The sequence below is a fragment of the Eubacterium oxidoreducens genome (genome assembly GCF_900104415.1).
In the GTDB taxonomy this organism is placed as follows: Bacteria; Bacillota; Clostridia; order Lachnospirales; family Lachnospiraceae; genus Eubacterium_C; species Eubacterium_C oxidoreducens.
Map to the genome: position 1 here is coordinate 1 of NZ_FMXR01000019.1, position 26757 is coordinate 26757.

Consider the following 26757-nt stretch of genomic DNA (forward strand, 5'->3'; position numbering starts at 1 on the left):
GTACGGTGGTTACTCCTTTCAGAGCATTTCACACAGACCTCCCTAGGTACCACACGTTTCTTCCTCTCCATCCATCTGCCTCATTTATCATGCATGATTCCGTGTAGTTATTGGGCTTCGACTTGGATTGCAGCCTTACCCTCATGCATAACCTCGTATGAGATTTCTGTTCGTCAGACCAGAGATTTGCCCGTGGGTTAGTGTGTTCCCCACATCCAGCTTCCTTCAGATTCCACCTCGCGGCGGACACCCTTGCCTTCGGCTATATCCTTCCCACTACCGGGCGGATTCGGGACTTGAACCCGTTAGAAACGTGCGCCGCTAGGCGCACAACGCAAGCGGTCCGCAAGATTTCTCCTGCAGACCGCTTACGTTCTAACTCAGCCGAAGCCCCTTCCCCGTCTGAGTTCACCTCTTCTTTATGTTACAGCATATTCTCAGCCGAGTTCTCATCTCGGCTAAGAATACGGATGTGGTCTCTTAGCAACACACGCAGCATAGAATATAACGTTCTTTATCCTTTGCTGTCCCCCCACATCTGTAAATTCACTCTGAAAGCTATTCTAAGGGCACCTGTCTTAATTGTATAGTACCCCTATGGTTACTTCGGCTGTTTTTTTATCTCTATATTTTTCTCTTTCTTCATCATCCACGATATACCCAGCCGATTCTTGCAGCTTTTCGTTCTGCTTCCGCTCTATTTTTCACACCTAGTTTCTTATAAATATTACGATTATGCTTTTTTAATCCATCATAACTAATCTGCAGTTCCCTGCAAATATCATCCATTGCCATTCCGGCACAAAGCATCGAAAACACCTGTGACTCTCTTTTCGTAAGAGATATGCTTTCCTTAGGAATAAATCGCATATAATCCGGGTAAAATCCAGCGACTCGAATGCTCTCCTCGTAGATCTGTTCAAAAAATTCCTGGTGGATATCCTTTAATCCTTCTTCTTTTATAATTTTTAAAAGCGGTAATACTGCGCATCCCTCAATGGAAACAAATCTTACAAAATGATACTCCTGTGCTTTTTTTAAGGTGTCATACATCTTCACTTTCCATTGATCATTTCCTAAGCGATACAGGATAATTGCTTTTAGAAGTTCATTTTCCATTCCGCAAAAGTGCCGATCATAGGACGAATAATATCCGGTCAAAAACATTGCGGTATCCATGGCCTCATAAAGCCTGTTTTGTGCAATCAGACACTTTATTTTCACCATTTGCCGGTATCTGTCCGAAATTTCAAATTTCTTCTTTGCATCCGTGGTCCCATCAATATAGGTACTGCTGCCTTCATTATTTCCCGAAAAAAGAGACATCCAGACTTCAAATGCTTCCAAATTAGGATATAGATATTCTGCTCTTTCCGCCCTTGCCTTTTCAAAAAACGATTGCGCAGCTCTCTTTGCTGACGGCAACCATCCTTCTATAATCTGCTGTCTTGCCTGAATCCCAATCGCCGCAAAACACATCTCAATCTTACCGCCATGCGTTGCCTGCCCATATCCATCACTACAACGCGACAACACTTCATACGACGACATCTTCCCTTTTTCAAAACCACTCTCTGCCAGAGCCAAGGTAACAAGTCCTTGTCCATACGAACCGGTAATTACCTCAACCGTCTTTCCCATAAACCGTGCAATATACGTATCATTTTTCGACCACTCGCTAAAGTCCAATCCTCCGTTCATAAGGGATGGCATATTTCCCGTAACCGAAAATTCCGGGAGTACCACATCGCCTTTGGTAATCAAATTAAAAACATCTCGCATAATGCGAAGAATCCCTTTTGTTCCACGATGTGGAAGCGCTATATCCAGATAGGCCAATCTTGTCCTCGCTTCTTTTCGAAGCTCTCTGCTATTGGCTTTATCATTTTCAAAATTCTCAAGTTTTGCATACCACTCTTCCGACTTTTCCGGCATCAGCATCAGTGCATACAACATGCTCATTCCTGCCATTAATACCGGTACTTGAGCAATGTCTTCCTCTGGCAATTGAAAATAATACTCCTTGGTATCTACATAATGTCCCACTCCCGGATGATTTTGTGCATTTCGAACCAGAATCTCCCTGATTTTCTTTGTCGCATGTGCCTTGCTGTAATACTTTAATGCATTTGGTACATCTTGCATTTTCTCATAATACTCCGCCGCCATACGATTATTTTGCTCAATCAACTCTTTTGTCCATAACAAATCCCGTTTCCACAGATAATATCCCCGAATTTCCGGTCTAAAATAATAATTACCATCATCATCGATCCATAGTTGATTCATTTTTTCGCGACAGTATTCTATTATCGCACTTACATTCTTATTTCCTGTTATGTACTCTGCCATCTCTTGATGAAATCGTTCAAATACGCATACGCAAAGTGCAAAATGCCAAAATTCTTCCGACCATTGCTTCACCAGCCGTGCATCCCACATGTGGTAGATGTCTCGCACAACATTTGCATTTAGACTTTCCGAAATCTTTTCTCCTGCGATGATTCTAGTCGCATAGCAATGAAGGGCACAGACATACCCTTTTGAAAACTTTGTGATTTTAGCTATTTGTTCCGGCGTAAGTAATATACCCTTATCTTCAAAATATTCACTTACTTGCGTTTCTTCAAACGCAAAATCTTTTTCAAAAATTCTTACAAATCCAAGTTCTATATCATCAAGCGCAAAAGCACTTGGCAATATTCCTCGGCTAATCATGATTACCTGCAGCCCTTCTGTATAAAGTAGTTTTCGAAGATATTGCACGGATTCTTCCTGGCTTAACCATTGCATATCCTCTATCACTACGATATTTTCACGAATTTTCCCCACCGTTGGCATCTCATTTATAGCTCCGTTTATGCAGCGCAATATACGCGTCGCCTTTCTGCGATAGTAGTATTCAACTGCCGCACTCTTCCCCCAACAAGTTGCAGCACTGATAAACACAGGTAAGTATAACTCCTCTGCTTTTTTTAGCTTTTCATAAACCTTGGGCACTTTAATATATCCCATAGTTTCCTCCCAAAATCCCTTTTTACGTTGATATTATACTATCTGTTTTTCCAAAGCAATACCCTGCCGCTATCTTAGCTGAGAACTTTTTTCTGCCAGCTTCGTTTTCCGCATTCCGGACATTTCATATATCTCGTTCTCCCCATATGCATAGCCAGGTTTGTCTGCCAGTATGTCGGAACATATCTGTGGTGGCAATTCTGGCATTCATAGTATCCGGCCTTTTGCTCAATGCCCACAGCGATAAACGTAGCTGTAAATATGAGCACGAGTCCAAATACGATAAGCACGATTCTAAGCCAAACCGGCATTTCTATGAATGACGCAACAAACCCCATAACCAGTCCCGCAATGACGGCAGGGAATGCAATCCCGTATTCCATCCTAAGCATCTGTCTGTTCTTTTCTTCAACCTCTCGTCTCATCGCCAGCAAGTTTTCTTCTGCCCTTTTGTCTGATACTTCTGTCATAATTCTTTCGCCCGACAGAAGTTCATTGACGCTAATTTTCAAATAATTACAAAGTTCCAACATAATTCCGGAATCCGGCATAGACTTTCCGTTCTCCCATTTTGATACTGCCCGGTTACTGATTCCAAGCTTTTCGGCAAGGACTGCCTGCGTCATGCCCTGTTCCTTCCTGCAGGAAGCAATGAATTTTCCAATTTTGATTTGATCCATATCGGGCACCTCCTTTCTTGACACAAGCATATCCGGTATCATCCTGTTTTTACACGAACCGTAGGTTGATTTCCTAAAACTCGCTATATTACGTGGCTTTCACACTTATTTTTTTCTTATCATCAAGACTATCGTCTCAAAAAGCGAGAGTATTACTAACATATCGACAAGCTGGAATTTGCGCTATTCAAACCACGCAACCGCGCGTATAGGCGACCCATCACAATCCTTGATCTTCAGTGGAAAGCAGCTGAACCAAAAAAGCTCAGAGCCACATTTTTCCAGATTGCATAAATTTTCTATGTTGACAATGTCCTTGCTCTTAAACAGTTTTTTGTGCCGCGTAAGATTTACATCTGCAATAGGATCAAGACCTATCACATCAAACCCTATCCCTTTATAGTTACCATCAAGAATATAATCCAAAACGGAGTCATCAACACACGGGTAATCTCCAAAGTATTCCTCTGTACTCCAGCGTTCATCCCAGCCAAGATAGAATAACAGGAAATCCGCTTCTTCTACCTTTTCTCCATAAGGCAGCAAATGCTCCATTGTGATCGGTTCGCCTTCATTTAATGATGTGCAGTCAATAACCAGTGCTTTGCCGATAAATTGATCCGGAGGAAAAGCGTCCAATGTAGTCCTGCCCCGGAAAAGGTGAGCAGGCGGATCCATATGAGTTCCTGTATGTGTAAACATGGAAAGTCTTGTTTCCTTAAACCCATCTTTCTCATATGTATTAGCTGGTTCAAAGGTTGGTGGTTCCGTACCCGGGTAAACAGGCATCGTACTTTCAATAATATGTGTTAAATCAATCACCCTCATTTTAGACGCTCCTTTACAAATCACTGATTATCGTCTTTGCTTAGTCTTTGATGAGCTTCACTCATACAGATCCGTTCTTCGAAGAGATGTGTATGGCCGCTCGTTACGCCTTATGGCAGCTCCACCGAGATTCACCTCTGCCAGTATCAGTTCTTCCTGATTGTCCGCCAATGCAATCGTCTCTCCATCAAATCCTACAACAATAGATTCACCGGAAAACTCCATATTTCCTTCTCGTCCAATTCTGTTGCACATTGCTACGTTTACGCTGTTTTGGAATGCCTGAACCTTAACTTCCCACCTAAAAAGCTCAGATGGCTCCGACTTTGTGTTTGCTGTAGGGACAATAATCAGCTCCGCACCGCGCAAAGCCTCGGTGCGAATGCTCTCCGGATAATGACGATCAAAGCAAACAACAATCCCTATTTTACCCAACCTCGTATCAAAGACCATAAACCCTTCTTCAGATGGAGTGTAATAGCTCTGCTCATAAAACATTTTACACTGAGCGACATGGACCATCTTCTGTCTTCCTATGATTTCTCCTTGATCGTCAATCAAAAGGCTCATATCGTATCTATGCCCTTTTTCCTCAATATAAAAATTGGGTGAAGCAAATATATGGTTTTCTCGGCAGGCATTTCTTATCCCCTTCACATAGCTACTGTCTTCCGTCATGGCATATTCGCTCACATCACAGTCTGGGAATTGGGGAAAGAATGGAGAGAGCTGGATTTCCGGAAAGCAAATCAGATCTGCTTTCTTTTCCGCCGCCTCACGAATAAGCTGCAATGACTTTTGGAAATTCTTTTCGATATCTGTATCCATTTTCATCTGCGCAAGAGCAATCTTCATCCCGTTTACCTCATAAATTCAATTCGATCATAACCCCACCGATTTCAACGCCTGATCCAAATCTGCTATGATATCATCCGGGTCCTCGAGTCCGACACTAAAGCGGATAAAGCCTTTTCTGAATTTCTCCGGATATAGGTTGATTCGCTCATCATAACTCGGTTGTGGGAAAATCAGGCTTTCATCATGTCCAAGAGATACGGCAAATGTTACGACCTTAAGTGCCGCGCAAAAGCGTTCAACGGTCTTATCATCTGTATTTACGCCAAAGGATATCACTCCACCGTAGCCGTTTTTCATCTGCCGCTTTGCTAATTCATGACCCGGATTACTCGGAAGTCCCGGATAGGATACAAAAGTTACGTTTTCCCTCTGCTCAAGCCACTCGGCTATCTTCTGTGAAGATTCATTGATTCGCTGCATTCTGAGAGGGAACGTCACCGAACCTCTGAATATCTGCCATGCATTGAAAGGGCTGATCACGGAACCCACATTGACCTGCGCTTCATAGCGGATACGATCCATTGCCTCAAGATCATTCGAGATAATTGCGCCGCCCTGCGCATCGCCATGACCGTTAATAAACTTTGTCAGCGATTCCACGACAAAATCGGCTCCAAGTTCAAGTGGTTTCTGATTGAACGGAGATGCAAAGGTATTGTCAACAGAAACGAGCGCTCCATTTTCATGAGCTATTTTTGCAATGGCTTCAATATCTGTAACGCCATTCGTCGGGTTATCCGGTGTCTCAATATGGACAAGCCTTGTTCCCGGTGTGATCACCTGCTTCACAGCATCAAGATCCGTCATATCCACCATTATCGTTTCTACGCCAAACTTGCGGTTAAACAGTTCATGAAACATGCGATAAACCGCCATATAGCTTACATTGGGATAAATCACGCGGTCGCCTGACTTAAGAAGCGTCCAGAACAAGGCATGTAAAGCTGCCACGCCACTTCCCAGTACAATAGCATCATCCGCATCATGTAATGCAGCCACCTTCTCCTCAAGCCAATGTTGATTGGGATTTCCATTTCTGGAATACATCAAAAGATCGGTTGATGAATAGTTGACCTGCGACAAATCGTCAGGCAGCTTATAGCTGTTTGCCATATGAAGTGGTCTTCTTACTGCGCCGGTTCCTTCATCATAATCTGTTCCTGTATGAATTGCCTGTGTTGTGATATCGTATCCCTTATATTTGTTTTCTTTCTTAGCCATCTTTAGTTTTCCTCCGCTTAAAACTTTTTCCTCACAAATCCTCCGCCCGATAGGTCACATAATTTAATTTTGAAAACTGCTCCCATATAAAATCCAGGTATTCCTTGCTTGATGCCATTACTCCGCCTCCCTTTTCGAATTCAATAATTCCTCCGCAGAAATATCACGTTAAAGTAACCAGGCCCAATACACCGGAATAAAAACAATTCCGTCCTTTTCATAATAATCGGCAGTGTGCAGAATATAAGGCACATCCAACTGCTCGTTAAATCTGCTCATAAATTTCCCCAGTGAAGAATATGTATATCGTTTTCCGGATTTCACTTCAATCGGAGCTACATTATGTCTGTTCGTCGGATTTTTCTTCGAGATAAGAAAATCGATTTCCATTCTCTCATCCTTGTTCTCTCTGGACGAGTTGGAGTAGAAATATAATCTATGTCCGGAAGCTGTAAGCATCTGTGCAACTACATTTTCAAAAACCATGCCTTCGTTTACTTCCAGCTTTCCCAGAAGCAGTTTTTTATATATTTCTTCTTTCACCAATCCGTTTTCGTCAAATGCATGGCTGATGAGAAGTCCGGTATCTCCCATATAAATTTTTAACGTGTTCCTGTTCCTATTTAATTTTATGCCAACATTTGGAGCCGTGGAATTATAACAAACATTACAGATCATAGAGTCTTCAAGCCATAGAAAAGAACTCTCGTAGCTTCGGTACTTCGCCCCTCTCCCAAGCGATGCTAACATAAACTTTTTTTCATGTTTCGACAGTTGCTCCGGGATTTCATCAAATACAGACTCCACTTTTCTCTCGTATCCTTTTGCATGCTTCGCTATATCTTCTCTGTAAAGAGATAGAATATCTCTTTTGATCTCATCTGTTTTTTCAAAGCTTTTTGTTTCAATATATGTATTTACTGCCTGCGGCATTCCTCCGACGATCACATATTGCCGGAATAATGTCATGGCCTTTCTGTGAAGTGCCTGTCCCATTGCCTTCTTTTTTTCAAAGGACAAGCGAATGACATCTATAAGCGGCTGTTCATTCATCGCCCAAAGGAATTCTTCGAAATCCATCGGATACATCCTGATGTGGCGTTCTTCAGAAGGAATAACAATATCCTTTACATTTTCACGAATCGACATCAGTGATCCTGTTTCCATATAATGAAAGCGGCCATCCGCAACCAAAAACTTTATTGCTGCCCGTGCTCTTGGAAACAACTGAACTTCATCGAGGATGATCAATGACTCCTGCTCATAGAGGGTGACCCCATAAATTGCAGAAAGATACATAAAGAAAGAATCCAAATCATTCAGATTATTAAGGAACAAGTCCCTTACCTCATCTCCTGCTCTGTTAAAATCTATCAAAATATAAGATTTGTAATTTGCTTTTGCAAATTCTTCCGCAATATAACTCTTTCCGACTCGCCGGGCTCCATCAATCAACAGCGCGGTTTTTCCAGCGCTGTCTTCTTTCCATTTAATCATCTTGTTGAATATTTTCCTCTTCATTTTCACACCTTTTCACCAACAATTCGTTCCGCATTCAACACCTTTTCACGATTTATTCGCTATCTGTTTTGCACCTTTTCGCGATTAAATTAACAATAACACCTTTTCACGTTTTAATCAACTATAAGTCAAGACTCGCTCGCGAGTCTTGCGCGCCGGATTCGGGTCTGCTTCAGCAGACAAATTCCTGTCCGAATCCGTGCGCATCCTCGCGGAGCGTTTAACTCAGTCGGAGCTTGTACCCCGACTGTATAGTAGATTATATTTCCCACTATGAACGCCCAGAACATAATCCTTTCAATATTTCCAACTTTTGCGAGGAATAATGCTGCAACAAATACCAGAGATGCCGCAAAAACAATATATCTGATCCATCCGATCTTTTTACGCGGTGTCTTTGGAATCTTGTACGGAAGGAAATCAAGTACCATTGCCGTCCAGCAGGCATATCCACACCATCCTCTGCCGAATATCAAAGGCCCGACTATCTTTGCTACGGCGTAGTGTATTGTTGCTGCTTCAAATACTCCTGTAAACAAATAATACCAAAAGCCCTCAATCTGCATATTCTCGTTGCAGATCAACCCTAAATATATCAGCATATATAGTCCGACAAGGAGCTGTACAACACGGCGGGCATGCTTATATTTCCTGATAAACAGAAAACCGCCAAAGGATATAGAAAGTCCAATATAGCTAAAATTAAAAAGATAAAACAGATTATCTTTTGTCAGCCATAACGTCACAGCTACTATTTCAAAGATCACCAGCATCACTATCGATGGCCAATACTTTTTCAAAGTGTCACACCTCTCTTCTCTCACCTTTAATCCGATGATAATCCTCCATCTCGACATCAAGAGTGATTGTTTTCTCCCGGGTGTTGCTCATTCGCTGTAAAAGCGCAATACTTTCCACATGGCAAGAGTGGACATTATGAATGTCAAAATCGTCTCTCCCCGTTTGCGGGAAATTGTCATACCCTTTTGCTCGTTGTCGGGAAATTGTCTACCGACAAACTTGAATTTGATATTCTTTCTTCATCATTCATTATCATTCTTTCCTTCACCAATCCCATGTGTTATTCTGAATATCAAGTTTCAGCAGTTTCAGTACTGCCTCTGCAGCTTGAGATGGAGAGATTACATCGTTGGATATGATATATTCAATCATAGAAAAGTATAACCCTCCGACCAGGAATTGTCGTTGAATGTCAAGCATCTCTTTGTCTGCGTGGTATTTGGACAGCATTGTATCAAGGTACTTGCTAAACGGGGCATAAAGCAGCGCGTCTAATCCATTTTCTTTCAGAGATACGATTTGCTTCGTATTCTTTTTCCAATAGGTGAAGCAAATCGTCAATGCTTCCAGCAGATTTTTTGCCTCTGTGTTTTCAATTGTCGAGAGATATTCTGAAAAAAGTGCCTGAAATCGATAGTTCAAAACTTCTTCCTTCGTCTCAAAATGCCTGTAAAAAGTCAGCCGCGCAACGCCTGCCTTTTCAGTGATGTCCTTTACTGTAATTTCGTCAAACGGCTTTTTCCTCATTAGTTCCGTCAGCGCATCGGAAATCCATTTTTTACTGCGCTTTGACTGTGCATTCTCCGCCATGTTCCCTCCAAACTGTAACACTTCATGTGGATCTGTATCTTTCAATTTTCAACAACTCAGCTATAATATAAAGTGTAACAGATGTTACTATAAAATCAAGTGCAACATGTATAGGAGGGCTTGTCAAATGGAAGTTTTAGCAATGTGTCTGCTGGTAATCAGTGCGGTGGCTTGGACTATCGTTTATATAGAAAGTATCCGTGTTGGCTTTCGTGACAAAACTTATTGTATGCCACTGTGGGCATTGGGGCTGAATATCTGTTGGGAAGTCATTTATGCTTGTAACGGGATCGCAAATCCGTCCGTTCAGGCTGTTGCAAATGCTGTATGGGCGGTGTGTGATGCATTGATCGTTGTCACCTACTTCAAGTTCGGAAAGGACAAATTGCCCGAAAAACTGAGAGATAAATTCATACCGTACAGTGTTCTGGCTTTTGCTTCCTGTTTGGTATTACAACTCTCGTTTTTCCTGTACTGTGAGTCCTATGTAGAAGCAGCTCAGTTCTCTGCTTATGCTCAGAATGTGGCAATGTCTATCCTGTTCATCATAATGCTCTATAAGCGTGGCAGCAGTGAAGGACAGACAATGATGATCGCTGTTGCAAAATGGATCGGAACACTTGCACCAACGATCCAGCAGGGATTGGTGCAGGGCTTTAATATTTATGTGCTGCTGACAGGCCTGCTCTGCTCTGTCTGGGATATTATCTACATTGTTCTTCTGAAGAAGCAGATCGGGAAAGAAAAATCGGAGGTATCTGTGTAATGGAAAAAACAATCAGTGAAAGACTGCTTTCTTCTGTTTTAGTATGCGGATATCTTTTTGCTGTCTGTATTCTTGGGGTGTTCACAAAAAATATGATAGTATTGATACCGTTCGTGTACGCTGCTGTTATTTTTTCTTCCTATGTGTTCTGGCTAAAAACGGAAATGAAGTTTCCTTTTTACGTCCATATTGGAATGACCTATCTTGTGCTTTGCCACTTAGAAAGCCTTTCTGTCAAGAATTGGATTTTAGTGTGGACAGCAATCGCTTCACTTGCCATATTGGCACAAATGGTGCTTGGTATCAAAAATCACGAATCTTTCGGAAAAGATTCTGCTTTAAAGGTCATATATGAAAGATACAGATTGACTGTCTCGAACAATAAAAAAAGACTTTACAGAACAACCGTTCATACACTTATTCTGTTCTTCATCGCCTGGTCTGAGCTTCTGTTTTACGATTATCGCGGATATTGGATCATGATCTCTGCTTGTGCAGTGTTCATCGGTGAGGATTACGGAAGGATACAGATAAGAGGTCTGAGAAGAATTGCGGGTGCTTTTCTTGGCTTTGCTGTCGGTTGGATAATAATGATATGTAACGCCGGAACAATATCATGTATTGCGTGCTTTGTATGTGCCGTTATCGTAACCGCGATAGTAATGCCCGATAAATATATCTTAGGCAGTGCAGGAATCAGCTTGCAGGCTGTATGCGGATATGCAATGTCTGAGGGCAGCCTTACTCTGGATTTACTTTCGGAAAGATTGGTATGGACGATAGTAGGAGCTTCGCTTGCTATCCTATTATGTATGTTGTCTGATAAAATATTTAACAGTCTGTATGAAGATAAAACGAGGTACAAGCTAATAGAACGCTAAATCCCGATTTATAAGTCTGTACTTCTCATCAATCTATAAAGCGTGACCCCTTCCGGTCTGAAATCCATTTGAACTTCCCAAAACTCGACACCTGCTTCTGCTGCTTCTTTGAAGGTTTGTGATACCTCCTCATAGTGCGTTGACCTGAGCCGCTCCTTCTTCTCTGTAATACGATACTGATAAACCTGCAGAAAAACAGCTTTCTCATGATCTTTAAGTGATCCGGCCAGCTCGTTAAGGTGCTTTACCATCCTGTCAGTTGATGAAAATGGCTTAGGGGGAAGAGTCTTTATGTCCTTCCCATACTTCACATTGATCGTTGTCAGCGGAGTCTTTACCTCCAAATAGGTATCTCCAACTTTGAAATCCAGCTTGGATATTCCCAGATTCACTTCTCGCTGAACTCTGTCAAAATCAGAAACGATCGCGTCCAGTTCGTGTTCGTTGAAAAAGAACTCTACCAGTCTGTTGGAAAGGATCTGATTGATCCCCACCCAGTTATCATCATCGGAAAGAAGCACCGCCTCGATATCATATTTCAGCTTGCGCTTCGGATTATCATGATATGACAGAAGGCACGGTAGATTCTTATTCTCCACATCGCCGATGCGGTTTGTCGTCGGAATATGAGCGATCAGTTCTTCTCCGTCTATATCCACCAAAGCTGTGAACTGGCTTTTTCTTTTTAACATCGTTCCTCTGATCAGAGGCTTCTCAAATACATATGTGCTCATTTCTTCACCACGATGGTCAGCATGACCAGATCTTCCTCTCCTGTATTAATGATAGAGTGTTCTGATCCTTTCGGACAGATATGCATGACGCCCGGTCTCAGTTCTTCTTCTGCACCATCGCAGATCGCTTTGCCTGTCCCGCTGATGATATAGTTCATGTCGTCTCCGGACTCCTGCCTATGGGTACCGATACTTCCTCTCGGATGAATCACTGTCGGGATGATCCGATAGGAATCATCATTATACATACGGGCACTCATAGTACCGGTGCCATTGTTCATGCCCGGAAACGTCATTGAATCTATATCATTGAAATCTATGAGCATAATCTTCACCTCTAAAAATCTTGTTTTTTCTATCTCTTCTTCCGAGTAAGCAGCTCTGGATACATTGTGTCAAGCAACTCTCTCAGAAACTCCCTGTTTTCCACATCAGCTACAAGCAGCATTTCCTTCGCACCTTCATACGGCAGTTCCATATCTGCGTCCGGCATCATGGCAACGGCTGCCTTCACAGGTTTCACAAGAAAGCGGTCATCGTAAATGCCACCGACAACCTTGCCCCGATAGTAGATGATGTATTCTCCCATCATTGCACAATAAGATATGTCATCCAGCCCGGAAAGTTGATCCAATATGTATTCCAGATAATCTTTAGATGATGCCATGTCATTTCTCCTCTTGCCATCCGCCGATGCACTCATTGATCTGATCTGTTGGTATCATCACACCATATCGAAAACGCCCAAAAACATCTCTGCCGCCGCCTATGTTGATACCGACCAGTTCCATGCTTTCGTTATACACCGCGCTTCCACTACTGCCGGGTGCTTCATATGCACTATGCTTTACGATCAGATTGTCAGACTGATCATCATTGAAACTGAAGTTCTCCGGTTTACTGGATTTGATTTTTCCGTATGTACTAACAAACTTCTCTCCTTCCGGATTGGATATCACAGCTATTCGATCTCCCTTCTTAGGCATTGTTTCTGAGATTTGTACGACGGGGATTTGCTTGTTAGACTCAAATGAAATTACGGCCAAATCAGATTCTTCTTTCTCAAATTCAACCTTTACTTTAGGAAGCTGATTATAATACTCTTCCTGTCCTGCGCCTTCATGCTCTCTTTTGTAGTCGAAAACGGACGGATCATCCGGTGTTATGACTACAAAATAATCGATTTCATCATGCGCAAGAACATGAAATGCGGTCAAAGCATAATACTTGTTCTCTGTTTTTTCTATTACAACTCCGCTGCTTCCGGCACCATATGCAATTCCCCCATCATGCTTATCGACTGAAACAATTCTGATGTTTGCATTCATCACATCAGAAAGATCAGTCTGCATATCAGTGTATATGCGATGCTTTGCCTGATAGTCTGTAACTGATGGAAGAATACCGATCAAAAGCGCGAGAGTAAGCACAATGCCAATTATTAGAATGATACCGATGCTCTTCTTCATATCATGCTGCTCCTTACAATTACAATCTGCCGTTTTCATCCCTGACATCTAAATAACGCACTCACCCCCCGACATCTAAATGGCCTACTCAACCCTCCGGCAAAATGACCTGTAGATAAGTTTCCGGCGAGCGTTTTTCAGGCTGCGCGAGTGGCCGTCCTGATAGGAGGCAAATCGACAAATGGCTTGTTTTCAAGCCTTTCAACACCTCTTACCTGTCAGCACGTGACATCAATACTACGCACTCAACATGCACACTATGCCCAAACTGATCCACTGCTCTTCCCTTCACAAACTCATAGCCATGCTCGCTCAGATACTTAAGATCCCTTGCAAGCGTTGCGCTGTCACAGCTGACATAGACAATCCTCTCCGGCGCCATCAAAACCATCGTCTCAAGAAGCGCCTCATCGCAGCCCTTTCGCGGCGGATCAACCACCATCACATCCGGTCTTAAAGCTTTTTCATCAAGATTAGATGCCCCTTCATTCATCTCTTTATAAAAGGAAGGCACAACTTCTTCTGCCTTTCCAACAAAAAAGTTTACATTCTCTATCCGGTTAAGGGCAGCATTCCTTTTGGCATCTTCGATTGCCTGCGGCACGATTTCAACACCGTAGACCTGCTTTGCCTTGCGCGATAAAAACAAAGAAATCGTACCAATCCCGCAATACAAATCCCAAACCGTTTCCTTCCCGGTAAGCTGCGCATATTCCATTGCCTGACGATATAGCCTTACAGTCTGACGTGGATTGACCTGATAAAAAGAAAGAGGCGAAATCTGAAATGCGATTCCGTCCAAGGTATCGGTAATATAATCCTGCCCCCAGATGGTTCGTATCTTACTGCCCAGTATCACATTGGTCTTTTTTTTGTTGATGTTCACGGTAATACTTGTCATCCCGTCAATCTCAGACAAGCGCTCTGCCAGGATCTCTTCCCCCGGCATCTGATTGGCATTAATCACGAGACAGACCATCACCTGCCCAGACTCAAATCCGTATCGAATCAGCACATGACGAAGAATTCCGCTGTGAGTCTCCTCATCATACGGTGCAATTCCAAGTTCATTAACCGTATCAAGAACTGTCTTCATCACCTTGGCATTCACCGGCGCTCCGATTGGACATTCCTTAACCTCAATCAGACTATGCGTTCTGGCTGCAAAGAATCCGGCGACAGCCTTTCCATCCTTTCCCTTACGAATCGGAAACTGCTCCTTATTTCGAAAATGATAAGGTTCCTCCATTCCGATAATCGGATCGAGTTTAAGGCCTTTCAGTCCGCCAATTCGCTCAAGATTACCTAACACCTTTTGTTCTTTAAATGTAAGTTGCCTTTCGTAAGACATTTCCTGAATCTGACATCCCCCGCACCTTCTAGCAAGCGAACATCTTGGCTCTACACGGTCTTTGGAAGGTTCTATCACCTCCATAAGTCTTGCATAACCATATTTTTTCTTTAGTTTGGTAATCTTCACACGGGCGGTATCTCCGATAATGGCATCCTTTACAAATAATGCCATACCATTTATTTTTCCGATTCCTTCCCCACCGTTTCCGATATCTGTAATTTCAATTGTAACTTCCTGATTCTTCCTAAGTTCTTCCACTTCTATCCTCGTATCTTTTTCCTAAACCATTTGCCGGTTGTGCTAAGCTGCGACTTCTTCCAGCCATACTTTTTTGCACAGGAAGACTTAATAAGAGCACTGTCTTCCCCTTTATTCGACAGATTCCAGGCCACATAAGAAATCTTATGCTTCTTCATCCACTTCATCCAGGCATTGCCTTCAGACTTATTGATATTGCCGTCCCCCGAAGCATCCGTAATATTACATTCACTGACAAACACCGGCACTCCGGCATCAATCGCTTTTTCAGCCTTGTCGCGAAGCCAGCTGCCATGCGTACCCGCATAAAAATGAAGCGCATACATCACGTTGTCATCCCCAAGCTGATGTCCTATTACCGCGTCCACATCCTGCGACCAGGTGCCTGTTCCGACGATTACAACCGCCTTCTTGTCATACTTTCGAATGGCCTTAACCACCTTCTTCGCATAAGGGCGAATCGTCTTGGTCCAGCTTACATTGCCACCATTTGGCTCATTGCAGATCTCGTAAATGACATTCGTATAACCCTTATACTTTTTCGCCATTTTCTTAAAGAATTTGACAGCTGCTTTTTGGTGCGTCTTCGGATTGCCATCGCTTAAGATATGCCAGTCGATGATCACATACATCTTGTTCATCGCCGCATACTTTACGCCTTTGTCAATAAGCGCTTCTAAGTTCTTTCGACCGGCCGCATTCGTATTGCAGTATCCGCCATACTCTTCGGTGTAAAGAGCGAGGCGCACAACATTGGCCTTCCAGTCCTTTTTTAATGTGGAAAATGCCTTCTTATTCACATACTGCGGATACCAGGCCAGTCCATGGGTACTGACGCCCCTAAGCTGTACCTTCTTTCCCTTCGCATTCACAAGCTTTGTATCGCTGACATGAAGTCTAGGAAGAGCTGTCTTACCAACTTCCAGCGATACTGCTGCCTGCGCCTTGGTAATACTTCCTGCCGTGCCCCCTATTGCACCAATGCAGATTACCATCGCAACAAGCAATGCCATCCATTTTTTCATAATCTCACCTGCTTTAATCGAGCGTTGTCTTTCTTACATTGGATTCAAGCAAACGGTTATACCCCAGCCATTCACCCGGAGCTGCTCCTGCATTTGCCGCAAACAGCTCTTTCATCGTTTCCATCTTCGCATCAATATTATCGGCAAAATTCAGCGCCATCGCCTCCGCAAGCGCCGGCTTTTTCGGAGAACCAAATTCAAGCTCGCCGTGATGTGCGATAATACAGTGCTTTAACTCATTTCCAAGTCTAACCGGAAATCCTTCAACACTTCTGATATAACGGCCAATCCACTCCGTACCGATAACGATGTGACCGAGAAGCTGTCCCGGGTCTGTGTAATCATTTTCCGGAAAAGTTGACAATTCTTCTAACTTTCCAATATCGTGAAGCATCGCTGCCGTAATCAAAAGATCACGATTCAATATCGGATACGTCTTTGCCATAAAGTCACACATACCGGTAACCCCCAGCGTATGTTCTACAAGACCGCCCACATATCCATGATGAACGGTCTTTGCTGCGGAATGAAATTTAAATCGTTTTTCCAGCTCCTTTGATTCCAAAAAAATCTTAGACAATAGCTCATGTAAATATGGATTTTCCACCGACTTTGCATATGTTTTTAGTTCTTCGTACATCTCATCGATATTACGCTCAGAGACCGGAAGATATTCTGCCGGATCATATTCTCCTTCCTCTACCTTACGAACTCTTTTGATATTGAGCTGCAAAGCTCCTTGAAAACTTGTCACATCCCCCATTACCATGACATAATCAAGTGTATCAAACTCCTCAATCCCAGAAGATCCCAAATCCCAGATTTTACCATCCATCGTCCCTGTCTTGTCCTGTAAAATGAGCGAATCGTAGTTCTTACCATTCTTTGCTACAAGCGTACGCTTTTGCTTGCACAAATATACCTCACTGATTCTATCGCCTTCTTTTAAATCCTGAATGTATTTCATTTCCATCTATATCCTTTCTATCCTTACTATTCTTGGAAAGTCTCACCTGCAAGTATCGCCTTACAAGTAATATCTTGATAAGATCCCGTCGTGCTAAGACGCTTTACTTTGATGACAATCGCATCATCCGCCTGATAGCCGGACAAAACCTTTTCAAATTCTTCTTGCGTAGAAATGCTCTTATCGTCAATAGCCGTAATCACATCCCCGCTTTGCATTCCAGCTTCCATAGCCGGTGAATCCATCACAATTTCCGATACATAAACACCATCCGGAAGATTGTGTTCCGTTGCCATCGTCTCTGTCACAGTTGAACTCTTAATCCCCAGATAGGCAAATTGCTCTCCTTCCAGCAATGCATCTAAAACCGATGAAAGTTCCGAAACAGACACAGCTGTTATCATATCATCTGCACCACTTAAAGAAAAGTCCTGCATAATAATTCCTTCAATTTCTCCTTCTGTATTGATGAAAGCCCCCTGTGCATTCTCACTTCCGCTAATATCCGTTGTAATCACTAAATAGTTGTGATCAACACTGCTGACTTTCCTTGTCACGTCCGATACACACCCAACCTCTACAGATCGAATACTCCCAAGCGGACTACCTATTGCAATAACAATGCTGCCACGATCCAGGTTATCTTCAGATGCAAGCGCTGCTACCGAAATAGCGTCCAGCGTCTCCTCCGAAAGCTCTGACAATGCCACCGAAATCACTGCCAGACCTGTTACCGTGTCATAGCTTTTGAGCTTAGCCTTCGCTGTGGCATCATCCACAAAGCTAACCGTAATAGAATCGGCATTCTTTATCGTGCTATACCGTGTCAAAATCGATATCTTTTTATCGCCTTTCTTAAGTATGATTCCACCACTTTGTCCCTGCTGACTAGACTCTGTTTCAAACCAATCTTCTCCTGCTACAATCCCCGTGACGGTCACAATCGCAGAATCCATCTTCGTTCCAATCTGATAAAGCTTTTTTTGCTGCGCCGACAGATTTGATACATCCGCCTCGTCCAATCCACTTTCAACCTCTGATTGGATCATCGACTGAATCTCTTCAAGCACAAGCGAATTGTCTATCAAAGAATCGGTCTGTTGCTCGGTCATAACCGTTTCATCATCAATCGCCAATACATTGCTTAAGCCTGTCTGTACAAAGAAAAATACAACCGCCGCCACGGCGCCAAGCACAATTCCAAACACAACAACCATCACAAACTGCCGTGTTCGTTTCTTTTTACTGACCGGTTTGTCTTTAATTTCTTCTGAAATAAGTTCATATTCATCCTGATTCAGGCTCATACGCATTCCTCTCAGCTGCTTTTTTAGTCTGTGCTAATTATACAATTTTAGACGTAACGCGACAAGTTTCCCCGCGTGGCATCTTTCCTAAAAGCCATCTTTAGGATAAAATAAGATAAGTACAATAAATGATAAGGAAGTAATCTATGAACCAAAAAGTTCTACATACATTAGAATTCGATAAAATTATACATTTGCTAGAAGAACAAGCCTTTAGCGAAGGAGGTAAGACCCTTTGCCATGAGCTTGTTCCTTCAGATGATATCAATCATATTATAAAAATGCAGCAGCAGACCTTTGCCGCACTTGGAAGAATCTTTCGCTGCGGAAGTATTTCTTTTTCCGGCGTTCACTCTCTTTCATTTGCCTTGTCAAGGCTCGAAGTCGGCGGTGCACTATCTGCCGCAGAGCTTCTTCGCATCAGCCATCTTCTTGAGGCTGCCAAGCGCGTTCGAGCCTATGGTGCTACAGATAGTACAGAGAAAAAGGACTGCTTGTCTGATCTGTTTTTGGCAATCGAGCCACTAACGCCGCTTTGCGATGAAATACGAAGATGCATTCTCTCAGAAGATGAAATTGCTGACGATGCTTCTTCTAACCTTCGTCATATCCGAAACCAGATGCAAAAGATGCAAGGACGCATCCATTCACAGATGAATGAGATGCTTGCCAATGCCTCTACGCGAGAACATCTGCGAGATCACGTGATTACTATGCGTAATGGCCGCTATTGTCTACCGGTAAAAGCAGATGCCAAATCGCTCGTTCCCGGTATGATTCACGATCAGTCTTCTACCGGTTCTACCTTATTTATCGAGCCGATGGCTGTAGTCAAACTAAACAACGATTTAAAACAGCTTTCTTTGGATGAGAAAGAGGAAATCGAGAAAATTCTCGCCAATTTAAGTGAGCAGGCAGCCGCATACTCTACTTGTCTTGCCGAAGATTACCGTCTGCTTACGCAGCTTGATTTTATCTTCGCACGAGGTATGCTTGCCAAAAATATGAATGCCTCAAGACCGATTCTAAAAGAAGATGCCGTTGTAAGAATTCGTGGAGGTCGTCATCCACTTTTAGATCCCAAGAAAGTGGTTCCAATCGATGTACATCTTGGATACGACTTTCATCAGCTTATCATCACAGGTCCCAATACCGGTGGTAAAACAGTTTCACTAAAGACCGTTGGTTTATTTTGCCTTATGGCTCAGGCCGGACTTCACATTCCGGCACTTGACCGATGTGAGATTGGAATATTTCACGAAATCTATGCGGATATTGGCGATGAACAAAGCATTGAGCAAAGTCTTTCTACTTTCTCTTCCCACATGACCAATATCGTTTCCATCTTAGAACATGCTAACCACAAGAGTCTGGTTCTATTTGACGAATTATGTGCCGGAACCGATCCAACGGAAGGTGCAGCACTTGCTATCTCGATTCTAGATTGTCTGCGCCAAAACCATGTTTTAACAATGGCAACAACACATTACAGCGAGATGAAGGCCTATGCCCTAAGCACGGAAGATGTGGAAAATGCAAGCTGCGAATTCGACGTTAAAACCTTATCTCCAACCTATCATCTGATGATTGGAGTTCCCGGTAAAAGTAATGCATTTGCCATATCCGGCAAACTCGGACTTGACCAGAATCTAATCGACAATGCCCGTGAGCGCATGAGCCAGTCCCAGATTGATTTTGAAAATCTCATCTCCGACTTAGAAAACAGCCGTGCCAATGCCCGTCGCATGGAACTTGAGGCTCAAAGCTATAAGTCAGAAATAGAAGTTCTCAAAAAGCGTGCTGAGGAGAAAGAACAGCGAATTTCCACCAATCGGGATAAGATTATTCGTGAGGCTAACGAAAAAGCACAGGAAATCCTAAGTGAAGCCAAAGAAATCGCCGACAAAACCATTCGTGATTTCCAAAAATACGCTTCCTCCAATCCGGATATTCGCAAAATGGAACAGCAACGTGCGCTCGTCCGTGAGCAGATGAAAAAATCAGCCAATGCCTCTACTATGAACTCTACTCCAAAGAAAAAGAAACCGCTTCCGAAAAATCTTCGAATCGGTGACAAAGTGAAAGTTCTCTCCATGAATCTTACCGGTACCGTTCACTCCCTTCCTAATGCAAAAGGCGAATTGACTGTACAGATGGGAATCTTAAACTCCAAAGTACAACTTAACGATCTTGAATTCATCGAAGAGGCTATCGATTTTCAGAGCAAAACACCGAAAACTTCTGCCGGTAAACTTAAAATGAACAAAAGCCAGGCTGTTTCCACAGAAATCAATTTGCTTGGAAAGACCGCCGACGAAGCGATCGCCCTTTTGGACAAATATATCGACGACGCAGTATTAGCTCATATTCCTTCCGTACGAATTGTACACGGTAAGGGTACCGGAGTCCTTCGCAGTGCCGTCCAAAAATATCTAAAAACCAATCGCAGCGTTGCATCCTATCGTCTAGGCGCCTTTGGCGAAGGTGACAGCGGTGTAACGATTGCAGAATTAAAATAGGGGAGGAGCCAATCAATGGTTGCAAAACAAAAAATTCTTATTGTTGATGATGATGCCAATATTGCAGAACTAATTAGTTTATATCTGACTAAGGAATGCTTTGATACCATGATGGTATTAGATGGAGAAGAAGCACTTAAGGCCTTTTCGGAATATAAGCCTAATCTCATTTTATTAGACTTAATGCTCCCGGGAATAGACGGTTATCAGGTCTGCCGTGAGATTCGTGCCAAAAGTTCTGTCCCGATTATTATGCTTTCAGCCAAAGGTGAAGTGTTTGATAAGGTTCTTGGACTCGAACTTGGGGCAGACGACTACATTATTAAACCATTTGACTCAAAAGAACTTGTCGCACGTGTAAAAGCCGTACTAAGACGTTATACACCGGAACAAGAAAAAAACAACGGTTCCGATACGCGATGTGTCGAATATCCGGATTTATCTATTAATCAAACCAATTATTCCGTTATTTATCAGGGAAAACAGATTGATATGCCACCAAAGGAACTTGAACTGCTTTATTTTCTGGCCTCTCAGCCAAATCAAGTCTTTACTAGAGAACAGCTTCTCGATCATATATGGGGCTATGAATATATCGGGGACACGCGAACCGTTGATGTTCATGTAAAACGAATTCGCGAAAAGATTCATGATAATAATAACTGGAGCATCTCTACGGTATGGGGAATCGGATATAAATTTGAGGTAAAAGCATGAAAATATCAATACGATTGAAACTGATTATCGGATATATCTTATTTGGCATCGTCGGTTTTATTCTTATTTCATCATTTACATACAAAAACGCCTTAAAATCTACGACTAAGTCACGTGCACAGTCGCTCTACAAGGAAGCAACATCCATTTCTCAGTCCTATGCAACCGAGTATTATGGAAATACTTTAAGTGCGCAGGAAATGAAACGCATCTTGACTTCTCTATCAAGCTTTATGGATGGTGAAATCTGGCTTGTATCTTCTGCTGGTAAGATTACGCTAAGCACAGACACTTCCCGCGTCGGCACTGCTCTAGATCAATTTGACGTTACGGATTTTGGAAGTCACAATTATGTCATCGGTGATTTCTACAATATTTTTTCCGCAGAATATCTAAGCGTCTATGCACCGGTTACAACGGACTACACGGTGCGCGGTTATGTTCTGATCCATCTTCCGATGAGCGCCATAGAATCGGATGCATTAAATCTACTTAACACGGCCTATCTGACTTACTTATTTTTAATGCTGATTCTTCTTGGCTGTATGCTGCTTATTTTGTTCACTTGGATTCGCAAGATGGAGAAAGTAAAAAAACATCTTAAAGACTACCATAATGGCAATATCACAACTCCAATTACATTTTCTGCGTTGGATGATATTAGCGATATTACCGCATATATCTCTTATATGGAACAAAGACTTGGTTCTCTTGAAGAAGATCAACGTAACTTTATTTCCAACATCTCTCATGATTTTCGTTCTCCATTGACTTCTCTAAAAGGTTACATTGAAGCCATGCTTGACGGCACTATTCCACCAGAGATGTATAATAAATACTTAAAGATTGTTTTAACTGAAGCTAAGCGTCTTAGCAAATTATCGGAAAGCCTCTTAGAGCTTAATAAAACCGGCTCTAAAGGCGCACTTTTAGACATAACAGACTTTGATCTTCACCAAATGATTCGCTCTGCTCTTATGACATTTGAAGGACAATGTAAGGAACGCGAAATCCATTTTAAACTATCTCTTACCGGTCAAAAGCTCTTCGTTTCTGCCGATATGTCGAAGATTCAACAGATTCTCTACAATCTTATTGATAATGCCATCAAGTTTAGCTTCGACCAATCTGACATTCATATAGAAACCTCTATTAAGGGCGGCAAAGTCTTCGTCTCTGTTAAGGATCATGGCGCCGGCATTGCCAAGGAAGACCTTCCTAAGATCTGGGATCGTTTCTATAAGAGCGATTCCTCAAGAGGTAAGGATAAGAAAGGATCCGGTATCGGGCTTTCGATAGTGAAAGGCATTATCCAGGCACACGGTGAAAATATTAATGTTGTCAGTACGGTTGATGCCGGCACGGAATTTATCTTTACGCTGCCACTTGCAGATCGTGAGAAATTATAGAAAAAAGAGTTGCCGCAATGCGACAACTCTTTTTTTATCAAGATCTAATATGTTATACAAGCTCTAACAGAACTTCTAAAGCACCGTCACCTTTACGCTGACCAATCTTAACGATACGAGTATATCCACCGTTACGATCTGTGTACTTTGGTGCGATCTCATCGAATAATTTAGCAACAAGATCAACTTCCTTAGCCTGCTTCTTAGCTCCATTTTCAGCAGCTTCCTTAACAGGATAAAGAACTTTTAACATCTGACGTCTAGCATGAAGACGAGAAGGCATATCCTTCTTAATTGTCTTTTCTACTTCATCATAAACAGTCTTCTTCTTACCATCTACAACTTCTTTTACACGCTTTCCATCAGCAGTCTTCTGTGCCACTTTAGCCTTTACAGTAACTTCTTCAAAGTTATCCTTTTCCTTTACTGCAAGTGCAATAAGACCTTCTGCAACCTTACGAACTTCCTTAGCTCTAGCCTCAGTTGTAACAATCTTACCATTGTTCAGTAATGCAGTCACCTGACTTCTGATTAACGCTTTTCTCTGATCAGATGTTCTTCCTAATTTTCTGTACTTTGCCATTATATAATTCCTCCATTATTGTGGTGCATTTGCAAACGCTCTTTGGTCTTACTTCGCAGATGACAATTTCCTCCACTATGCTATTATCAGCTCATGGATTGACCGGTCAAGCTGCCTTGTGGTCTTACGCGGCCAGCCAAATGATTAACTTTAACTATTATTATGCCTCTTCGCCCTGATTTAATTCTAAGCCAAGCTCTTTCAACTTTGCTAACACTTCTTCGAGAGACTTACGACCAAGGTTACGTACCTTCATCATGTCTTCCGGAGTCTTGTTAATCAGTTCTTCAACCGTATTGATACCAGCTCTCTTTAAGCAATTATAAGAACGTACCGAAAGTTCCAATTCATCAATATTTAATACTAGAGCCTTTTGCTTTTCATCCGGATCTTTCTCGCTCATTACCTCAACTTCTTTCGCTGTCTCAGATAAGTTAATGAACAAGCTAAGATGTTCGCTTAATACCTTAGCAGCAAGTCCTACTGCTTCATCCGGCTCTATTGTTCCATTCGTATATACATCTAATGTCAGTTTATCATAGTCTGTAATCTGACCTACTCGTGTATTTTCTACTGTAAGATTAACACGCTCTACAGGTGTATAAATAGAATCAACTGCGATTACACCGATTGGTGTATCTTCCGTTTTGTTCTTATCCGCACTAACATAACCTCTTCCTTTTGTAATGGTAAGTTCCATATACAATTTGGAATCAGTACCGCCATTTAAAGTAGCAATATGCAAATCCGGATTCATAATCTGAATATCGCTATCCACCTGAATATCTGCAGCTGTCACATTGCCTTCGCCTTCAAACTCAAGGTATGCAACCTTAGGTTCATCAGACTGGCTATTGTTTCGAATGGAAAGATTCTTGATGTTCATAACAATTTCCGTAACATCTTCTTTCACTCCAGGAATTGAACTAAATTCATGAAGAACTCCATCAATCTTAACCTGACTAACCGCTGCTCCCGGCAAAGAAGAAAGCATAATTCTTCTTAAAGAATTTCCAAGTGTTGTTCCATAGCCTCTTTCTAATGGCTCAACAACAAATCTACCGTATTTTTTATCTTCAGAGATTTCTGCAATCTCAATCTTAGGTTTTTCAAAATCAAACACGCTTTTTGCTCCTCCTTTTCGGGCCGTAAATATTTGCTAATTAACCGAATCTTACTTAGAATATAACTCGACGATCAACATTTCATCAACTGGTACGTCAATTGCGTCACGATTTGGTAATTCCTTAACTGTTGCGCTTAAATTCTCAGCGTCAACATCAAGCCATTCAGGTACAAGTCTACCAGCTGTTACTGCAGTAATATCCTTAAATCTCTGAATACCCTTTGACTTTTCTTTAATCTCGATTACATCACCGGCCTTAACAAGATAAGAAGGAATGTTTACGATCTTACCGTTAACTGTTACATGCTTGTGATCAACAACCTGTCTTGCTTCTCTTCTGGTTCTTGCGAATCCAAGACGGAAAATTACATTATCAAGACGGCTCTCTAAGATGACCATAAGGTTTTCACCAGTCATACCTTTCATCTTATCTGCCTTAACATAATAGTTATGGAAAGGTTTTTCCAAAACTCCATAAATGAATTTTGCTTTCTGCTTTTCTCTTAACTGAAGGCCATACTCTGACATTTTTCTGTTAGAGCGCTTCAGTGATCTATTAGATTTCTTATCTACGCCTAAATATACCGGATCTAGACCAAGTGATCTACATCTTTTCAGTATTGGTGTTTTATTTACTGCCATCGATCAATTACCTCCTGATTATACTCTTCTACGCTTTGGTGGGCGGCATCCGTTATGAGGAACCGGAGTAACATCCTTAATTGATGTAACTTCAAGACCACATGCCTGAAGGGCACGGATTGCTGCTTCACGACCTGAACCAGGTCCTTTAACCATTACGTCTACTGTCTTTAATCCATGAACCAAAGCTGCCTTAGTAGCTGTCTCTGCTGCCATCTGTGCAGCATATGGAGTAGATTTCCTTGAACCTCTAAATCCAAGACCACCAGCACTAGCCCATGATAACGCATTACCTTCTGTATCAGTAATTGTTACAATTGTATTATTGAATGATGACTGAATATGTGCCTGTCCACGTTCAACGTTTTTCTTTACACGACGTTTTGTCACTTTTTTTGTAACTTTTTTAGCCATATTTAAACTAACCTACTTTCTTAAAATCAAAATTGGGTTGCTACTTATTTCTTCTTATTAGCAACAGTTCTCTTTGGTCCTTTTCTTGTTCTGGCATTGTTCTTTGTGTTCTGTCCACGAACAGGAAGACCTTTTCTATGACGGATTCCACGATAGCATCCGATTTCCTGTAATCTCTTGATGTTCATGAGGATTTCTCTACGAAGATCACCCTCTACAGTCTGAGTTTCATCAATTACAGCGCTGATTCTCTTTACTTCATCGTCAGTCAGATCTCTTACACGAGTATCTGGATCTACTTTAGCTTCTGCAAGAATACGATCTGCACTGGTTCTGCCAATTCCGTAAATATATGTCAAGCCAATCTCAACACGTTTTTCTCTTGGTAAATCTACACCTGCGATACGAGCCATGTGTGTTTACACCTCCATAATTTCTAAATCTTTTCTATTCTTGAAATGATTCCCCCATGCAGCTCCGGTTGCCCGGCCTGAAATGTGTGCATTTCCTAATCATTTCACCTACGATTTTGTACCCTATGGTACGTTCCCTTCTTCGTAAATATCCTCTCGGTATAAAAGACATTTATCCAGCGAAGTAACTGTTATTATGAACAGTCGCCTTAAGATAGTCAGCGACTGCAGCCGCACATAATTAAATAGTCTGCAAATAGTCTGAGAAATTATCCCTGTCTTTGCTTATGCTTTGGGTTTTCGCAGATAATTCTTACACGTCCTTTTCTCTTAATGACTTTGCATTTTTCACAAATAGGTTTCACTGATGATCTTACTTTCACGTCAAATCCTCCTTTCTGTTAAAGCCTGTTTTTTGCATAACTATTAGGGCACTATA

The 26757-nt window shown here is 42.1% G+C and carries 27 protein-coding genes; 5 read left to right on the forward strand and 22 right to left on the reverse strand.

Annotated elements, in window-relative coordinates:
• Window positions 1–645 precede the first annotated feature (645 nt).
• The 8 genes from BLS20_RS11595 to BLS20_RS11630 form a co-directional block, all read right to left on the reverse strand.
• Complete coding sequence (locus BLS20_RS11595) at window positions 646–3015, reverse strand: response regulator transcription factor (RefSeq protein ID WP_090174532.1); 2370 nt, start codon at window positions 3013–3015, stop codon at window positions 646–648.
• A gap of 74 nt (window positions 3016–3089) precedes the next feature.
• A complete protein-coding gene (locus tag BLS20_RS11600; RefSeq protein ID WP_090174533.1) occupies window positions 3090–3695 on the reverse strand; it encodes a helix-turn-helix domain-containing protein in 606 nt (201 codons plus the stop codon).
• Between the two features lie 183 nt (window positions 3696–3878).
• Window positions 3879–4523, reverse strand: coding sequence for a cyclase family protein (locus tag BLS20_RS11605; protein ID WP_090174534.1), 645 nt, complete (start codon window positions 4521–4523; stop codon window positions 3879–3881).
• A gap of 57 nt (window positions 4524–4580) precedes the next feature.
• Window positions 4581–5378 (reverse strand): carbon-nitrogen hydrolase family protein, encoded by a 798-nt coding sequence (locus tag BLS20_RS11610; protein ID WP_090174535.1) that lies wholly within the window; start codon window positions 5376–5378, stop codon window positions 4581–4583.
• Window positions 5379–5405: 27 nt separating this feature from the next.
• The gene (locus BLS20_RS11615; RefSeq protein WP_090174536.1) at window positions 5406–6602 is read right to left on the reverse strand and encodes a trans-sulfuration enzyme family protein; all 1197 of its coding nucleotides are present in this window, start codon (window positions 6600–6602) and stop codon (window positions 5406–5408) included.
• 168 nt (window positions 6603–6770) lie between these two features.
• Complete coding sequence (locus tag BLS20_RS11620; RefSeq protein WP_242870580.1) at window positions 6771–8099, reverse strand: ATP-binding protein; 1329 nt, start codon at window positions 8097–8099, stop codon at window positions 6771–6773.
• Window positions 8100–8251: 152 nt separating this feature from the next.
• Entirely contained in the window at window positions 8252–8923 is a 672-nt protein-coding gene (locus BLS20_RS11625; protein ID WP_341443233.1) for a hypothetical protein, read from the reverse strand.
• A gap of 265 nt (window positions 8924–9188) precedes the next feature.
• Window positions 9189–9734 carry a TetR/AcrR family transcriptional regulator gene (locus tag BLS20_RS11630; protein WP_090174538.1) on the reverse strand — a complete coding sequence of 182 codons (546 nt, stop codon included), beginning with the start codon at window positions 9732–9734 and terminating at the stop codon, window positions 9189–9191.
• A 127-nt stretch (window positions 9735–9861) separates the two neighbouring features.
• On the opposite strand from BLS20_RS11630, the gene BLS20_RS11635 reads away from it, so the two are divergent.
• Together BLS20_RS11635 and BLS20_RS11640 are read left to right on the forward strand one after the other, a co-directional pair.
• Window positions 9862–10500: a transmembrane-type terpene cyclase gene (locus BLS20_RS11635; RefSeq protein WP_090174539.1), complete on the forward strand. Its 639-nt coding sequence runs from the start codon at window positions 9862–9864 to the stop codon at window positions 10498–10500.
• Window positions 10500–11381 (forward strand): FUSC family protein, encoded by an 882-nt coding sequence (locus BLS20_RS11640; RefSeq protein ID WP_090174540.1) that lies wholly within the window; start codon window positions 10500–10502, stop codon window positions 11379–11381. Before BLS20_RS11635 ends, BLS20_RS11640 begins: the two co-directional genes overlap by 1 nt.
• Before the next feature lie 8 nt (window positions 11382–11389).
• Here BLS20_RS11640 and BLS20_RS11645 read toward each other — a convergent pair whose 3' ends face one another.
• The 8 genes from BLS20_RS11645 to BLS20_RS11680 all read right to left on the reverse strand — a co-directional run bounded on the left by BLS20_RS11645 (window position 11390) and on the right by BLS20_RS11680 (window position 18495).
• Entirely contained in the window at window positions 11390–12073 is a 684-nt protein-coding gene (locus BLS20_RS11645; protein WP_176762398.1) for a DNA/RNA nuclease SfsA, read from the reverse strand.
• A 38-nt stretch (window positions 12074–12111) separates the two neighbouring features.
• A complete protein-coding gene (locus BLS20_RS11650) occupies window positions 12112–12441 on the reverse strand; it encodes a cupin domain-containing protein (protein ID WP_090174542.1) in 330 nt (109 codons plus the stop codon).
• 29 nt (window positions 12442–12470) lie between these two features.
• On the reverse strand, window positions 12471–12782 hold the full coding sequence (locus BLS20_RS11655) for a TfoX/Sxy family protein (RefSeq protein WP_090174543.1): 312 nt from the start codon (window positions 12780–12782) through the stop codon (window positions 12471–12473).
• Between the two features lies 1 nt (window position 12783).
• A complete protein-coding gene (locus tag BLS20_RS11660) occupies window positions 12784–13632 on the reverse strand; it encodes a S1 family peptidase (protein WP_090174544.1) in 849 nt (282 codons plus the stop codon).
• Window positions 13633–13795: 163 nt separating this feature from the next.
• Window positions 13796–15196, reverse strand: a complete 1401-nt coding sequence (gene rlmD / locus BLS20_RS11665; protein WP_090174545.1) for a 23S rRNA (uracil(1939)-C(5))-methyltransferase RlmD — start codon at window positions 15194–15196, stop codon at window positions 13796–13798.
• Between the two features lie 2 nt (window positions 15197–15198).
• Window positions 15199–16221, reverse strand: coding sequence for a glycoside hydrolase family 5 protein (locus BLS20_RS11670; RefSeq protein WP_090174546.1), 1023 nt, complete (start codon window positions 16219–16221; stop codon window positions 15199–15201).
• A 13-nt stretch (window positions 16222–16234) separates the two neighbouring features.
• Window positions 16235–17188, reverse strand: a complete 954-nt coding sequence (locus tag BLS20_RS11675) for a 3'-5' exoribonuclease YhaM family protein (protein WP_090174601.1) — start codon at window positions 17186–17188, stop codon at window positions 16235–16237.
• Window positions 17189–17214: 26 nt separating this feature from the next.
• Window positions 17215–18495 (reverse strand): S1C family serine protease, encoded by a 1281-nt coding sequence (locus BLS20_RS11680; protein ID WP_176762399.1) that lies wholly within the window; start codon window positions 18493–18495, stop codon window positions 17215–17217.
• Window positions 18496–18641: 146 nt separating this feature from the next.
• Here BLS20_RS11680 and BLS20_RS11685 point away from each other — a divergent pair, with 146 nt between their 5' ends.
• The 3 genes from BLS20_RS11685 to BLS20_RS11695 are packed head-to-tail and all read left to right on the forward strand — an operon-like array spanning window position 18642 to window position 23140.
• Window positions 18642–21014: an endonuclease MutS2 gene (locus BLS20_RS11685; RefSeq protein WP_090174548.1), complete on the forward strand. Its 2373-nt coding sequence runs from the start codon at window positions 18642–18644 to the stop codon at window positions 21012–21014.
• Between the two features lie 15 nt (window positions 21015–21029).
• Window positions 21030–21731, forward strand: a complete 702-nt coding sequence (locus tag BLS20_RS11690; protein ID WP_090174549.1) for a response regulator transcription factor — start codon at window positions 21030–21032, stop codon at window positions 21729–21731.
• Window positions 21728–23140 carry a sensor histidine kinase gene (locus tag BLS20_RS11695; protein WP_090174550.1) on the forward strand — a complete coding sequence of 471 codons (1413 nt, stop codon included), beginning with the start codon at window positions 21728–21730 and terminating at the stop codon, window positions 23138–23140. Before BLS20_RS11690 ends, BLS20_RS11695 begins: the two co-directional genes overlap by 4 nt.
• 52 nt (window positions 23141–23192) lie before the next feature.
• On the opposite strand, the gene BLS20_RS11700 is transcribed toward BLS20_RS11695, so the two are convergent.
• The 6 genes from BLS20_RS11700 to rpmJ all read right to left on the reverse strand — a co-directional run bounded on the left by BLS20_RS11700 (window position 23193) and on the right by rpmJ (window position 26701).
• A complete protein-coding gene (locus tag BLS20_RS11700; protein WP_090174551.1) occupies window positions 23193–23723 on the reverse strand; it encodes a bL17 family ribosomal protein in 531 nt (176 codons plus the stop codon).
• 160 nt (window positions 23724–23883) lie between these two features.
• Entirely contained in the window at window positions 23884–24846 is a 963-nt protein-coding gene (locus tag BLS20_RS11705) for a DNA-directed RNA polymerase subunit alpha (RefSeq protein ID WP_090174552.1), read from the reverse strand.
• Window positions 24847–24897: 51 nt separating this feature from the next.
• Window positions 24898–25491 carry a 30S ribosomal protein S4 gene (gene rpsD, locus BLS20_RS11710; protein WP_090174553.1) on the reverse strand — a complete coding sequence of 198 codons (594 nt, stop codon included), beginning with the start codon at window positions 25489–25491 and terminating at the stop codon, window positions 24898–24900.
• 18 nt (window positions 25492–25509) lie between these two features.
• Window positions 25510–25905 carry a 30S ribosomal protein S11 gene (gene rpsK / locus BLS20_RS11715; RefSeq protein ID WP_090174554.1) on the reverse strand — a complete coding sequence of 132 codons (396 nt, stop codon included), beginning with the start codon at window positions 25903–25905 and terminating at the stop codon, window positions 25510–25512.
• A 44-nt stretch (window positions 25906–25949) separates the two neighbouring features.
• Window positions 25950–26318 (reverse strand): 30S ribosomal protein S13, encoded by a 369-nt coding sequence (gene rpsM, locus BLS20_RS11720; protein ID WP_090174555.1) that lies wholly within the window; start codon window positions 26316–26318, stop codon window positions 25950–25952.
• A 269-nt stretch (window positions 26319–26587) separates the two neighbouring features.
• Window positions 26588–26701, reverse strand: coding sequence for a 50S ribosomal protein L36 (gene rpmJ / locus BLS20_RS11725; RefSeq protein WP_022749217.1), 114 nt, complete (start codon window positions 26699–26701; stop codon window positions 26588–26590).
• Window positions 26702–26757 lie beyond the last annotated feature (56 nt).